Genomic DNA, 13,869 nt, shown 5'->3' on the forward strand with positions numbered 1-13,869 from the left:
CCTAACATTCTGATAATCAAATCACAATAAATCATTAATTCTTAAAATAGCATTAGTTTATATGAATTATAAACAGTAATTTTGCACCCTATTTTAAAAATACATATGAATAAATTTGAACAATTAGGATTGAGTGAATCGTTACTGAAGGCGATTTTAGATCTAGGATTTGAAAGTCCGACCGAAGTACAGGAGAAAGCGATTCCCCTATTATTGGAAAAAGATACAGATATGGTTGCGTTGGCTCAGACAGGGACAGGGAAAACGGCAGCTTTTGGTTTTCCAGTTATCCAAAAAATTGATGCTAACAACAGAAACACACAAGCATTAATTTTATCTCCAACACGTGAATTGTGTTTGCAGATTACCAACGAAATTAAAAACTACTCTAAATACGAAAAAGGTATTAATGTGGTAGCAGTTTACGGTGGAGCTAGCATTACAGAACAAGCGAGAGACATAAAGAGAGGTGCACAAATTATTGTGGCAACTCCAGGAAGAATGCAAGACATGATTAATAGAGGATTGGTTAACATTTCTCAAATTAACTATTGTATTCTTGACGAAGCTGACGAAATGTTGAACATGGGTTTCTACGAAGATATCGTAAACATCCTTTCGACTACGCCAGACGACAAAAACACATGGTTGTTCTCTGCAACAATGCCTGCTGAAGTAGCACGTATTGGAAAACAATTCATGAAAGACCCAATTGAAATTACAGTTGGAGCTAAAAATTCAGGTTCAGCTACAGTTTCTCACGAATTTTACTTAGTAAATGCACGTGATCGTTACGAAGCTTTGAAACGTTTAGCTGATGCTAATCCAGACATTTTCTCAGTAGTTTTTTGTAGAACAAAACGTGATACTCAAGCTGTTGCCGAAAAATTGGTTGAAGATGGATACAGCGCTGCTGCTTTGCACGGAGATTTATCTCAAGCGCAACGTGATGGTGTAATGAAATCTTTCCGTGGAAGACAAATCCAAATGCTTGTAGCTACTGACGTTGCTGCACGTGGAATTGACGTTGACAATATTACGCACGTAGTAAATTACCAATTACCTGACGAAATAGAAACGTACAATCACCGTTCAGGTCGAACTGGTCGTGCTGGTAAATTAGGAACTTCTATTGTAATTGTTACTAAAAGTGAATTGCGTAAGATTTCTTCTATCGAGAGAATCATCAAACAAAAATTCGAAGAAAAAACAATCCCTTCTGGAATTGAAATCTGCGAAATTCAATTGTTACACCTAGCTACAAAAATTAAAGATACTGAAGTTGATCACGAAATTGACAACTACTTACCTGCAATTAATAGCGTTCTTGAAGATTTATCGAAAGAGGAATTAATCAAGAAAATGGTATCGGTAGAATTTAACCGTTTTATCAATTATTACAAGAAAAACAGAGACATTTCTTCTCAATCTGGCGAAAGACGCGAGCGTGATGATAGAGATGGAGCTCCAAGAGAGAACAATAATAGTGGCGCAACAAGATATTTCGTGAACATTGGTTCTAGAGATAACTTTGATTGGATGTCATTAAAAGACTACTTGAAAGAAACATTAGACTTAGGTCGTGATGACGTTTTCAAAGTAGACGTAAAAGAAGGTTTCTCTTTCTTTAACACAGATCCAGAACACACGGATAAAGTAATGGAAATATTGAACAACGTACAATTAGAAGGACGTAGAATCAATGTTGAAATTTCTAAAAATGATGGTGGTGGAAGACGTGATCACAATGGAAGAAGTTCAGGTGGAAGTTTTGGTGGTTCAAGAAGTGCTGCTCCAAGAAGAGAAGGTAGTTTTGCACCAAGAAGAGAAGGTTCTTCAGGTGGTGGATTTAGAAGTGATAGAAATTCAGCTCCAAGAGAAGGTGGTTTTGGACCAAGAAGTTCATCTGCTCCTAGAAGAGAAGGTGGCTTTACATCGGACAGACCTAGAACGGAAGGTTCTTCTGATAGAGCTCCAAGACGTTCTGAAGGATCTGGTGATTCACCAAGACCAAGAAGACCAAGAAGAGACTAACATGCATTGTTAATCTTCTTATAATTATATAAGGAAACTACAAAATATTCAATCTTGATTTATTACTTTTAAAGTTTTAAATTAGCATATGAAATATTTTGTAGTTTTCTTTTTTTTAGTACTTTCCTCAACTGCGATTGCGCAAGTTAAAGAACCCTCCCAGAAAGTTAATGGTATCATAATCAGTAATACGACTAAAGAACCTTTAGTTGGCGTTAACATCATTAATGTAAATAAAGTAAGAGGAGCAACTACCGATTTAGGCGGTTACTTTGAGCTAGATGTGCAAGTAAATGACACCTTACACATTACGAGTTTAGGATTTCAATCCCTTCGTGTTCGAGTTACCAATGACTGGTTAAAAAATAAAAGCACAAAAATACAACTTACAGAAAAAGCCATAGCGCTAGAGGAAGTAGTCATTCGCCCATTTAACCTAACAGGTTATCTAGAAGTTGACACTAAAATCATTCCTGTTAAAGAAAATTTCAGATACAGTATTTCTGGACTTAGTCAAGGATATGAGGCGGGAGAATACTCTCCAAATGCCTTTGGAAGGGTATTAGGATCTATCTTTAACCCTGCAGATGTTCTTTATAACTTTTTTGGCAAAAATCCCAAAGAACTTAAGAAACTTAAAGAAATGAAGAAAGACGATACAGTTCGTAATCTTTTAGAATCTAAATTTGATAGAGAAATGATTGCCGTACTATTAGGAGTAGATAAAAATGAAATAGCCGAAATTTTACAACGCTGTAATTACTCCGAATCATTCATACAAACAGCTAATGACTTGCAAATTATGGATGCTATTAGCGGATGTTATGAAGAATATAAAGTATTAAAGAAAAAATAAAGTGATTTTAAATATTTAAAATAATTCCTGAATTATACTAAGTAGTTGAGGAATTATTTTTTGAAAGAAATTCAAGTTATTACAATTCTCCAATAAAAAAATCCCATGGCCGTTTAGAGCTATGGTGATTAAAAAACTACTTTCAAAAAAAAATCTCTTTGTAAGGATAATGTACTTTATAAAAGTAAAAATTAAATTTCATCTTGTACAATTTTAAAATAAATCATTAAATTTCGAAACAGAAAAAGACTTATACTAATTAGATAAAGAAAAGGTCTTTTTAAAGTAAATTCAGTTTCAAAATCAAAAAAGATTACATACATTTACTTACATAACAAGAACTAATTTTAAATATCTATTATCATGGCAAAAAGTCAAGACGCAAAGAAAACTGCGAAAAAAGAGCCTTTAAAAACAGCAAAGGAAAAGAAAGAAGAAAAAAGAGATAAGAAAAATGCTCCGAAAAGAGACTAATTACAAATAAAAAAGGCTGTTTAGAGTTCGAATACTCTTAACAGCCTTTTTAATATTTTGAGCTTAAATTTACCTTGAATAATTAGGAGCTTCTTTAGTAATTGTCACATTATGAGGGTGACTTTCGTTGATTCCACTAGCAGTAATACGAACAAAACGACCTGTTTCTTGTAAAGTAGGAATATCTTTGGAACCACAATATCCCATTCCTGCGCGAAGACCACCAATAAATTGCTGCATACTTTCGTTTAATTCACCTTTATAAGGAACACGACCTACAATTCCTTCTGGAACTAATTTCTTCACATCATCTTCAACATCTTGAAAATAACGATCTTTAGAACCTTCTTGCATTGCTTCAACAGATCCCATTCCGCGGTATGATTTAAATTTCCTTCCTTCAAAAATAATAGTTTCTCCAGGAGATTCCTTAGTACCAGCAAGCAACGAACCTAACATTACACAATCTGCACCTGCAGCAATAGCTTTAGGAATATCACCTGTGTAACGTATTCCACCATCTGCAATTACAGGAACTCCAGTACCTTTGATAGCCGCAGCTACTTCAAGAACGGCAGAGAACTGAGGAAAGCCTACACCTGCAACAATACGAGTAGTACAAATTGAACCTGGACCAATACCAACTTTCACACCATCAGCACCATTTTCGACTAAATATTTGGCCGCTTCTGGAGTAGCGATATTACCCACAATAACATCCAATTCTGGAAATTTAGCTTTTACCGCTTTCAAAACGTCTACTACTCCTTTTGTATGTCCGTGAGCAGTATCAATAATTACAGCATCAACTCCAGCATTAACTAAAGCTGTTGCTCTTTCGACAGCATCAGCAGTAACTCCTAACGCAGCAGCAACTCTTAATCGTCCAAATTTATCTTTATTGGCGTTTGGTTTTTGAGTTAGTTTGGTAATATCTCTAAAGGTAATTAAACCAACTAATTCATATTTATCATTTACAACTGGTAATTTTTCTATTTTGTGTCCTTGTAAAACAATTTCTGCTTGTTCTAGTGAAGTACCTTCCGGAACAGTAACTAAATTTTCAGTAGTCATTACCTCAACAATAGGTCTTGAACTATTTTTTTCAAAACGCAAATCTCTATTCGTAACAATTCCTTTTAAAATTTTGTTATCATCCACAATTGGAATACCACCAATTCCAAATTCTTTCATCGCATTCTTAGCGTCTGCAACAGTCGAAGTTAATGGTAAAGTAACAGGATCGATAATCATTCCAGATTCCGCACGTTTTACTTTTCTAACTTTAGCCGCTTGTTGCTCTATAGTCATATTTTTGTGCAGTACACCAATTCCTCCTTCTTGAGCCATAGCTATTGCCATTGCGCTCTGAGTAACTGTATCCATAGCAGCAGATACAATAGGAACATTAAGCGTTATATTTCTAGAAAATTTTGATTGGATACTCACTTCGCGAGGAAGCACATTTGAGTAATTAGGAACTAATAAAACATCATCGTAAGTTAATCCTTCACCGATAATTTTAGAGTTGTGTGCGATCATTGCAATTGTAGTTGGAGTTTAATTGCGTGCAAATATAGACAATCTTAAGCGAAAAAACAGTTAAATCTTAGAATAATTAATTAATTTGCAATTCAAAGTCAATTATTTGACAAAAATTCGCATCCGTAATTCTAAACCATTCTCCAATATATTTATTTATAATGACTGAAATAAAAAAGCAATTCAAAGGTCTTTCAAATGAAGAAATAGTACAATCTAGAACAAAATTTGGATCAAATACTATTATTCAACAAAAAAAGAATGTTTTTTTGAACTCCGTACTTGAAATGATAAAAGAGCCAATGTTCTTATTATTACTTACTGCAACAAGTATTTATTTTATAACTGGTGATTACGGCAACGGTATTTTTATGGGAATGGCTATCGTATTAGTTTCTGCCATTTCGCTATATCAGGAATCTAAAAGTAGATCTGCCATTAACGATTTAAAGAAACTTTCGCAACCTAAAAGCAAAGTCATTCGCAACGGAATAACATCAGAAATTCCGAGCGAGGAGATTGTCATTGGTGATCTGATCCAAACTGAAGAAGGCACATTTATTCCTGCCGACGCTACTATTATTCAATCTAATGATTTTGCAGTTAACGAATCTATTCTGACTGGGGAATCAATGGCAGTGTTCAAAAATGAAAATACGAATAATGACTCTGTTTTTCTTGGAACTATTGTTACAAGTGGTTTAGCAATTTGCAAAGTAATTGCTATTGGAAACCAAACTCAGTTAGGTAAAATTGGTCAAAGTTTAGAAGCTATAGTCGAAGAGAAAACACCGCTTCAAGTTCAAATAGGAAGCTTCGTAAAAAAAATGTCGCTGGTAGGTTTAGGAATTTTCATTTTGGTCTGGATCATTAACTATTACAATTCAAAAATGCTTCTTGATAGCTTATTAAAAGCATTGACGTTAGCGATGAGTATTATTCCAGAAGAAATTCCTGTGGCTTTTACCACCTTTATGGCGTTAGGTTCTTGGCGATTAATGAAAATAGGAGTTATTGTAAAACAGACAAAAACGGTCGAGACATTAGGAAGTGCCGATGTAATTTGCACAGACAAAACTGGAACGATTACAGAAAACAGGATGACTCTAGCGCAGTGCTACACTATATCCGACAACCTTATAAAAGAAAATTATACAGATCCAAATAGTATTGAATTACTAACTATTGCTATGTGGGCAAGCGAACCCATTCCTTATGATGCCATGGAAATAGCGCTTCATGATGCCTATTCAAAATTAGAAGTAACAGACGAACGGCCTAATTTTAAATTAGTACACGAATATCCATTAGATGGTAAACCTCCAATGATGACACATGTTTTCGAGGATTTTAAAGGAACCCGAATTATTACAGCTAAAGGCGCTACAGAAGCTTTAATAGCAACGTCAAACTTATCTGAAAAAGAAACGAAAGACATATTAGCAGCGATGAAAAAAATGGCTCTAGAAGGTTATCGTGTTTTAGGAGTTGGAATTGCTTCATTTATTGGCACTGATTATCCAAAAAAACAGCAAGAATTCACTTTTGATTTTAAAGGATTAGTAGCTTTTTACGATCCTCCTAAAGCAAATATAAAAGCAACATTCGAAACCTTATATAAAGCTGGTATTCAAATAAAAATAGTGACTGGCGACAATGCAGAAACAACCGCTACAATTGCCAAGCAAATTGGTTTTAGAAATGCCGACCAAACATTAAACGGAGATGAATTAATGGCAATGGACGAAACAACTCTAAGAAAAAGAGTAATGGAAACATCAATTTTTACCAGAATGTTTCCCGAAGCAAAACTAAAAATCATTAAAGCATTAAAGGATAATAATCAAATTGTGGCAATGACTGGAGATGGCGTAAATGATGGGCCCGCACTAAAATCAGCTCATATCGGAATTGCTATGGGAAAAAAAGGTACTGAAATTGCCAAACAAGCCGCAAATCTAATTCTTATTGATGATGATTTTTCTAAAATGATTGAAGCCATTGCAATGGGTCGGAAAATTTATAGCAATCTAAAAAAAGCAATTCAGTATATCATTTCAATACATATTCCTATTATATTAATAGTTTTCATTCCACTAGCATTGGGATGGATTTATCCTAATATTTTTTCTCCTGTACATGTTATCTTTTTAGAAATAATTATGGGGCCAACTTGCTCAATAATTTATGAAAACGAACCAATGGAAAGCAATTTGATGCAGCTTAAACCAAGGCCAATTACAAATACTTTCTTTAAACTCAAAGAAATCACAATTAGCATTATTCAAGGAATCGTTATAACAATTGGTTTATTGTTTGTTTATCAGTATTGTGTAACCAATATGTTTTCTGAAGATGGTACAAGAACTGTGGTTTTTATAACTTTAATCTCAGCAAACATCTTTTTAACCCTTACCAACCGTTCTTTTTATTACTCCATTTTTACAACATTGCGTTATAAAAATAATTTGGTTTTACTGATTATTTCTACCACTATTGTAACAACAGCTTGCTTACTTTTCATTCCTTTATTCGCCAACTTTTTCGAATTCGAAAGCCTTTCTGGTCTACAAATAGGATTAAGTATTTTGGTAGGTTCGATATCAGTATTATGGATAGAAATTTACAAAGTATTCAAAAGAAAAAAAATGAAATATAATAAATAGCTATTGCTTATTGAATAATTACGAAAATCAAAAATAGAGTCTAAAACCGCATATGGATTGAGATTATAAAATAATTTTGATAAGTATTCTGCTAAACTTTAAGTTAAAACGATAGTTCCATTTTATTTTAAAAATATATAAAAGAAAAGAAAAAAGCACGCAAATAAACAGCGTTTTCAATCGGAGTTATAGAGAAAAAGACTTTATATGAAAATTATATTTCTAATGAAATTCACCAAACAACTTTGAAGCATCATTATAGGAACTTTCAAAACTCATCGGACTCAAATTAGTAATTTCTTTTTGAGCGGTAAAATAGGATAATAATTTCTCCGTAGGCATATTACCTGTTAGATCATCAGTAGCCATAGGACAACCTCCAAAACCTTGAATCGCACCATCAAAACGACGACAACCTGCTTTGTAGGCAGCATCAATTTTTTCAAACCATTTATCAGGAGTGGTATGCAAATGAGCTCCAAACTCTATTTCCGGATAAGCAGGAATTAAATTTGAAAATAAATAGGAAATCACATCTGGAGTAGAGCTTCCTACTGTATCAGAAAGTGATAAAATTTTAACTCCCATATTTGCTAATCTTTGAGTCCATTCGCCCACGATTTCCACATTCCAGGGATCTCCGTAAGGATTTCCAAAACCCATTGACAAATAAGCCACCACTTCTTTATCTTTACTAGCAGCAATTTCTAAAATTTCTTGAAGCGTAATCAATGACTCTGCTATTGTTTTATGTGTATTTCTCATCTGAAAATTTTCAGAAATTGAAAACGGAAAACCTAAATAACGTATTTCAGCATGTTCAGAAGCTAATTTTGCTCCCTGAGTATTAGCAATAATAGCCAATAATTTACTTTGAGTTTGAGATAAGTCTAGTTGTGCTAGAACTTCCGCAGTATCCTGCATTTGAGGAATCGCTTTAGGCGAAACAAAGCTACCAAAATCTATACTATCAAAACCTACACGTAGTAAAGATTGAATATAAGCTACTTTCTTCTCAGTAGGAATAAACGGTTTGATGCCTTGCATTGCATCACGTGGACATTCTATAATTTTTATTGGTTTCATAGGCAGCCAAAGATACTAAAGAAATTGTTTTTACGAAATCGTTTTATCGTATTAACAAAAAAAAAATATTACAATTTTAAGTAATAAATATAAGTATTACAATTTTAGGTAATAATTTAAAATATTACTTATTTATGTAATATAATTTAAATTTTTAATTTATATTTGAAATATGATTGCAATACTTACTGCCGATATTATCAATTCACGAAAACTCCCATCTCAGAAATGGATGGACGATCTAAAAGTTTTTTTATCCCAATTTGGAAAAACCCCAAATGATTGGGAAATTTATCGTGGAGATGAGTTTCAGTTGGAAATAAAAAATCCCGAAGAGGCTTTATTAATAGCATTTCAAATTAAAGCTTTTTTTAAGTCGATTCGTTTAGATGTGAGAATGAGCATCGGATTTGGAAGTAAAACCTATAAATCAAAAAAAATAACAGAAAGCAACGGAACTGCTTTTATTCGTTCTGGCGAAAAATTTGAAAATTTAAAAAAACAAAAAATAAATTTAATCGTAAATTCAAACGATTCCCTTTTTGACGAAGAATTAAATTTAATATTAAAATTAAGTTTATCTTTCATGGACAATTGGCTTCAGCAATCTGCTACTTTTATACTAGTTGCTATTCAAAATCCAACTGCCACTCAAGAGGAAATAGGTTTTAAATTAGGTATAAATCAAGCTGCTGTGAGCAGAAGACAAAAGCGTTCTAATTACGAACTAGTTCTTCAAGTAGATCGCTATTTTAGAAAAAAAATTAAAACCCTTACAGCATGATTGTATTTGTAAAATTAATTTTAGCACACCTCATAACTGATTTCTTACTACAACCCAATTCGTGGATAAAAGTCAAAGAGCATAAAAAGCACAAAAGCCTTTATTTCTATATAGATATTGCGCTGCATTTTTTACTATCCTGGATCTTTGTTGGAGAACTTTCTTTTGGTTGGTTTGCCCTAATCTTAGCAATTATTCACGGGTTTGTAGCTATTATAAAACTACAGTATCAAACATCAAAAACAAAAAGAAACTGGTTTACTGTAGAGCAGAGCCTAAACACAATACTAATTCTGGTTATTGCCTTTAGTTATACTAAAACTAGTATAAATTTCGAAGCGCTAGGAAATCAATTTTGGATCGTAATTACTGCTGTATTTTTTCTCACCAAACCTACATCGATAATTATAAAAAATATTATTTCTATCTGGACACCAGAGAATAAAAGTAAAGATAAATCACTACAAAATGCTGGAAACTACATAGGCGTTCTCGAGCGTCTTTTTATTTTAATTTTTATATTAACAGGTCATTTTGAAGCAATTGGTTTTTTATTGGCTGCAAAATCAATTTTTAGATTTGGTGATTTAAAAGAAGCCAAAGACCGAAAACTAACTGAATACGTACTAATTGGAACGTTGTTGAGTTTTGGCATTGCTTTACTAATTGGAATCCTAGTACAATTGAGTTTAGGATTTTCTTTTTAAAATTTCCTTATTAATCGCTTTTACTAAAGCAGGACCTTCATAAATAAAGCCAGTGTACAATTGTATTAAACTTGCACCAGCTTCTAGTTTTTCTATAGCATCTTGAGCTGAATGAATCCCTCCTACTCCAATTATAGGAAATGATTTGTTACTTTTTTCAGATAAAAAACGAATAATTTCTGTTGAACGCTTTGTCAAAGGTTTTCCAGATAACCCACCCATTTCTATTTTATTTACCGACGTTAATCCTTCGCGAGAAAGAGTCGTATTTGTTGCAATAATACCTGCTATTTTAGTTTGATTGATTATATCAATAATATCTAACAATTGTTCGTTCGTTAAATCGGGAGCAATTTTCAATAAAATTGGTTTTTGTTTTGGCTTTGCTAAATTCTTATTTTGCAACGTTTGCAACAATTCAGTCAACGGTTCTTTGTCTTGTAAAGCCCTTAGGTTTGGTGTGTTTGGAGAACTTACATTAACTACAAAATAATCAACATAATCAAAAAGTGTTTCAAAACAAATTTCATAATCTTGTGTTGCATTTTCATTAGGAGTCAACTTATTTTTACCAATGTTTCCTCCAATCAAAACATCTTTATTTTTTTTCAATCGTTCTACGGCTTCTTTCACGCCACCGTTATTAAACCCCATTCTATTGATGATTGCCGAATCCTCTTTCAATCTAAACAAACGTTTTTTAGGATTTCCTTCTTGTCCAACTGGTGTAAGCGTTCCAATTTCAATAAAGCCAAAACCAAAATTAGATAATTCACTGTACAAACTAGCATCTTTGTCAAAACCCGCTGCTAATCCTACAGGATTTTTAAATTTTAATCCAAAGACCTCTGTCTCTAATCTCTTATCATCAACTAAATAAATTGACTTAAAAACAGAAGTTAAGCCTGGTATTTTAGACAGAAATCGAATCATCGAAAAAGTGAAATAGTGAACTTTTTCTGGATCAAAACAAAAAAGAAAAGGACGAATAATTAATTTATACATGATAGTGTTGTTGTGTTGTGCAAAAATAGAATTATCTCTTTGATAAATAAATATTTGCAAAACAATTTATATAATCATTTTTTAAACGCTAAAAAATGATCCTGAAAAAATGATTATATTTGCATAAAACAAAGTAAAATGCAACATATTATAGATCGTTTCATCAGTTACGTTATTATTGACACTGAGTCTGATGCAAATTCAGAAACTACACCTAGCACTAAAAAGCAATGGGATCTTGCCAACAAATTGGTAGAAGAATTAAAAACTATTGGAATGCAAGACGTTACAATAGATGATAAATCATATATAATGGCTACTTTACCTAGCAATGTAGATCATGAAGTACCAACGATTGGATTTATTTCTCATTTTGACACCTCTCCAGATTTTTGCGGTGCTAATATTAAACCACAAATTGTACCTAACTATGATGGCAAAGACATCGTCTTAAATGCTGAGAAAAATATAGTTTTGTCACCTAACTATTTCAAAGATTTATTGTTATACAAAGGACAAACTTTGATTACTACTGATGGAACTACATTATTAGGAGCAGATGACAAAGCAGGAATTACAGAAATTGTTACTGCCATGGAATTCCTAATCAAAAATCCTGAAATTAAGCACGGGAAAATTAGAGTTGGTTTTACTCCTGACGAAGAAATTGGTCGCGGCGCACACCATTTTGATGTGGCTAAATTTGGCGCAGAATGGGCTTACACCATGGATGGAAGTCAAGTAGGAGAACTTGAATATGAAAATTTTAATGCAGCTGGGGCTAAAATTACTTTTAAAGGAAAAAGCGTGCATCCTGGATATGCAAAAGGCAAAATGATTAATTCAATGCTGATTGCTAATGACTTTATAAACAAATTACCGCCAGAAGAAACACCACAAGAAACTAAAGGTTACGAAGGTTTTTTTCACGTTCACCATTTAACAGGAAGCATTGAAGAAACCGTTTTAGAATTAATTATTCGCGATCACAGCAAGAAGAAATTTGAAAAACGTAAAGAATTAATTGAAAAAATTACTCGTAAGATTAATAAAAAATTTGCAAAGCAATTTGGCGAAGATATTGTAATTACAGAGATCAAAGATCAATATTACAATATGAAAGAAAAGGTTGTTCCTGTAAAACACATCGTAGATATTGCTGAAAAAGCAATGAAAGAAATTGGAATTAAACCATTAATTAAACCGATTAGAGGCGGAACAGATGGCTCTCAATTGTCATACATGGGTTTACCGTGTCCTAATATATTTGCAGGAGGACACAATTTTCATGGAAAATATGAATATGTTCCTGCAGAAAGTATGCAAAAAGCAATAGAGGTAATTGTAAAAATCGCTGAACTAACAGCATTGCAAAAATCTAAATAAACCAAAAAAAAATCCCAAACTTCAATTGAAATTTGGGATTTTTAATTTTTGCTTTATTCTTATTTTTTACTCAAAGCAGCACTCATTTCCATAGAAATAGCAGAACGCTCCATTTTCAATTTTCCAGACATCGTTTCAACAACTACTGTTGTATCTGCTAATTCAGAAATTTTTCCGTGAAGACCACTTTTAGTGATTATTTTATCACCTACTTTTAATGTGCTTTCAAATTCTTTTTCGCTTTTCGCTTTTTTCTGCTGTGGTCTAATCATGAAAAAATAGATTACCACAAACATTAATATAAACGGTGCAAATTGAGTTAACTGTTCCATAATTTTAATTCTCTTTTTATTAATTAATTATTACATTAAACCACGACCAGCTTTAATGATTCTTTTACTTTTCTCAAGTTCTTTTACTAAATTATCTAAAATTCCGTTGATAAAAATACTACTTTTTGGAGTAGAATATTCCTTTGCAACTTCTAAATATTCATTAAGTGTTACTTTTACAGGGATTGAAGGGAATTTTAGAAATTCACATATCGCCATTTTAAGGATAATAGTGTCAATCTCGGCAATTCTCTCGCTGTCCCAATTAGGTGTTTTGTCTAGATATTCCTTAGCCAATTCTTTTTCGTTTAAAACTGTTTTTCTAAACAAGTCTTTTACAAAATCCTTATCCTCATTGTCTTTAAATAATTTTGGAACTCTAAAATTATCATTTTCGCCAGACTTAATTGCTTTTAATTGCTTAATAATATGGGTATTCACTAAAGGAATATCATCAACCCAAGTTAACTTATCATCTTCTAGATATTCATACAGCTTTTCATTAGGCACAATTACATCCATAAACAAATCAACGATAAATTGTCGATCTTCTTCAAATGTATTCACAGCATTACTCATGTAATCAGCATACAATTGACTAGCTTTAATATCACTCAAAAGCAATAAAATATAATCGTCATTTAAAGACCAATTATTAATTTTACGGTTTTCTAGCGCAATACTTAATGAGTTGTTTTCGGAAAGAATTTGAAAAATTTGATTTTTGATGAATTTTTCGTTCGGCTTACGCTCTTCTGGAGTTGCAAGATGCTTAAGGCTTGATTTATGTAAAAAGACAGTTTCTGTTTTACAAATTTCAATAAGCGAAGAGAGCATTATAAGGTATAAATCTTGAATATTATCGATGCTATAAAAAAGGAATTTTTCTTCTTTCTCTAGATTATCTGAACCACTTTGATGCATCGCATAAATGGACTGCATAACTTTGACGCGAATGTGTCTTCTATTTACCACCTTGTAAGAACTTTTATTAATT

At 32.6% G+C, this 13,869-nt stretch carries 11 protein-coding genes; 6 read left to right on the plus strand and 5 right to left on the minus strand.

Annotated features, from left to right (window positions below; genetic code table 11):
* The first annotated feature begins 105 nt into the window (after positions 1–105).
* Together MW871_RS14285 and MW871_RS14290 are read left to right on the plus strand one after the other, a co-directional pair.
* Positions 106–2,034: a DEAD/DEAH box helicase gene (locus MW871_RS14285; RefSeq protein WP_188051656.1), complete on the plus strand. Its 1,929-nt coding sequence runs from the start codon at positions 106–108 to the stop codon at positions 2,032–2,034.
* Positions 2,035–2,122: 88 nt separating this feature from the next.
* A complete protein-coding gene (locus tag MW871_RS14290) occupies positions 2,123–2,890 on the plus strand; it encodes a carboxypeptidase-like regulatory domain-containing protein (RefSeq protein ID WP_188051657.1) in 768 nt (255 codons plus the stop codon).
* 543 nt (positions 2,891–3,433) lie between these two features.
* Here MW871_RS14290 and guaB read toward each other — a convergent pair.
* Entirely contained in the window at positions 3,434–4,906 is a 1,473-nt protein-coding gene (gene guaB / locus MW871_RS14295) for an IMP dehydrogenase (RefSeq protein WP_188051658.1), read from the minus strand.
* Positions 4,907–5,067: 161 nt separating this feature from the next.
* Between guaB and MW871_RS14300 the strand changes: the two genes are divergently transcribed.
* Positions 5,068–7,572, plus strand: a complete 2,505-nt coding sequence (locus MW871_RS14300) for a cation-translocating P-type ATPase (RefSeq protein WP_248429125.1) — start codon at positions 5,068–5,070, stop codon at positions 7,570–7,572.
* Positions 7,573–7,794: 222 nt separating this feature from the next.
* Here MW871_RS14300 and MW871_RS14305 read toward each other — a convergent pair whose 3' ends face one another.
* The gene (locus tag MW871_RS14305; RefSeq protein WP_188051660.1) at positions 7,795–8,658 is read right to left on the minus strand and encodes a hydroxymethylglutaryl-CoA lyase; all 864 of its coding nucleotides are present in this window, start codon (positions 8,656–8,658) and stop codon (positions 7,795–7,797) included.
* A gap of 172 nt (positions 8,659–8,830) precedes the next feature.
* Here MW871_RS14305 and MW871_RS14310 point away from each other — a divergent pair, with 172 nt between their 5' ends.
* Complete coding sequence (locus MW871_RS14310; RefSeq protein ID WP_248429126.1) at positions 8,831–9,442, plus strand: hypothetical protein; 612 nt, start codon at positions 8,831–8,833, stop codon at positions 9,440–9,442.
* Complete coding sequence (locus tag MW871_RS14315) at positions 9,439–10,149, plus strand: DUF3307 domain-containing protein (protein WP_248429127.1); 711 nt, start codon at positions 9,439–9,441, stop codon at positions 10,147–10,149. The genes MW871_RS14310 and MW871_RS14315 overlap by 4 nt, the downstream gene beginning before the upstream one ends.
* Here the strand turns inward: MW871_RS14315 and MW871_RS14320 are convergent.
* Positions 10,132–11,154, minus strand: a complete 1,023-nt coding sequence (locus MW871_RS14320) for a quinone-dependent dihydroorotate dehydrogenase (protein WP_248429128.1) — start codon at positions 11,152–11,154, stop codon at positions 10,132–10,134. The genes MW871_RS14315 and MW871_RS14320 overlap by 18 nt on opposite strands.
* 138 nt (positions 11,155–11,292) lie before the next feature.
* On the opposite strand from MW871_RS14320, the gene pepT reads away from it, so the two are divergent.
* Positions 11,293–12,540 carry a peptidase T gene (gene pepT / locus MW871_RS14325; RefSeq protein WP_248429129.1) on the plus strand — a complete coding sequence of 416 codons (1,248 nt, stop codon included), beginning with the start codon at positions 11,293–11,295 and terminating at the stop codon, positions 12,538–12,540.
* Positions 12,541–12,599: 59 nt separating this feature from the next.
* Here the strand turns inward: pepT and yajC are convergent, their stop codons facing one another.
* Positions 12,600–12,872, minus strand: coding sequence for a preprotein translocase subunit YajC (yajC, locus tag MW871_RS14330; RefSeq protein WP_188051665.1), 273 nt, complete (start codon positions 12,870–12,872; stop codon positions 12,600–12,602).
* A 30-nt stretch (positions 12,873–12,902) separates the two neighbouring features.
* Positions 12,903–13,814 (minus strand): transcription antitermination factor NusB, encoded by a 912-nt coding sequence (nusB, locus tag MW871_RS14335; protein WP_188051693.1) that lies wholly within the window; start codon positions 13,812–13,814, stop codon positions 12,903–12,905.
* Positions 13,815–13,869: the final 55 nt, after the last annotated feature.

The organism is Flavobacterium pygoscelis, from assembly GCF_023162025.1.
GTDB lineage: Bacteria > Bacteroidota > Bacteroidia > Flavobacteriales > Flavobacteriaceae > Flavobacterium > Flavobacterium pygoscelis.

What these genes read in the sequence shown, in the direction of transcription:
- MW871_RS14285 (WP_188051656.1), top strand. Translation starts at nt 106, where the DNA reads ATGAATAAATTTGAACAATTAGGATTGAGTGAATCGTTACTGAAGGCG.
- MW871_RS14290 (WP_188051657.1), top strand. Translation starts at nt 2,123, where the DNA reads ATGAAATATTTTGTAGTTTTCTTTTTTTTAGTACTTTCCTCAACTGCG.
- guaB (WP_188051658.1), bottom strand. Translation starts at nt 4,906, where the DNA reads ATGATCGCACACAACTCTAAAATTATCGGTGAAGGATTAACTTACGAT.
- MW871_RS14300 (WP_248429125.1), top strand. Translation starts at nt 5,068, where the DNA reads ATGACTGAAATAAAAAAGCAATTCAAAGGTCTTTCAAATGAAGAAATA.
- MW871_RS14305 (WP_188051660.1), bottom strand. Translation starts at nt 8,658, where the DNA reads ATGAAACCAATAAAAATTATAGAATGTCCACGTGATGCAATGCAAGGC.
- MW871_RS14310 (WP_248429126.1), top strand. Translation starts at nt 8,831, where the DNA reads ATGATTGCAATACTTACTGCCGATATTATCAATTCACGAAAACTCCCA.
- MW871_RS14315 (WP_248429127.1), top strand. Translation starts at nt 9,439, where the DNA reads ATGATTGTATTTGTAAAATTAATTTTAGCACACCTCATAACTGATTTC.
- MW871_RS14320 (WP_248429128.1), bottom strand. Translation starts at nt 11,154, where the DNA reads ATGTATAAATTAATTATTCGTCCTTTTCTTTTTTGTTTTGATCCAGAA.
- pepT (WP_248429129.1), top strand. Translation starts at nt 11,293, where the DNA reads ATGCAACATATTATAGATCGTTTCATCAGTTACGTTATTATTGACACT.
- yajC (WP_188051665.1), bottom strand. Translation starts at nt 12,872, where the DNA reads ATGGAACAGTTAACTCAATTTGCACCGTTTATATTAATGTTTGTGGTA.
- nusB (WP_188051693.1), bottom strand. Translation starts at nt 13,814, where the DNA reads ATGCAGTCCATTTATGCGATGCATCAAAGTGGTTCAGATAATCTAGAG.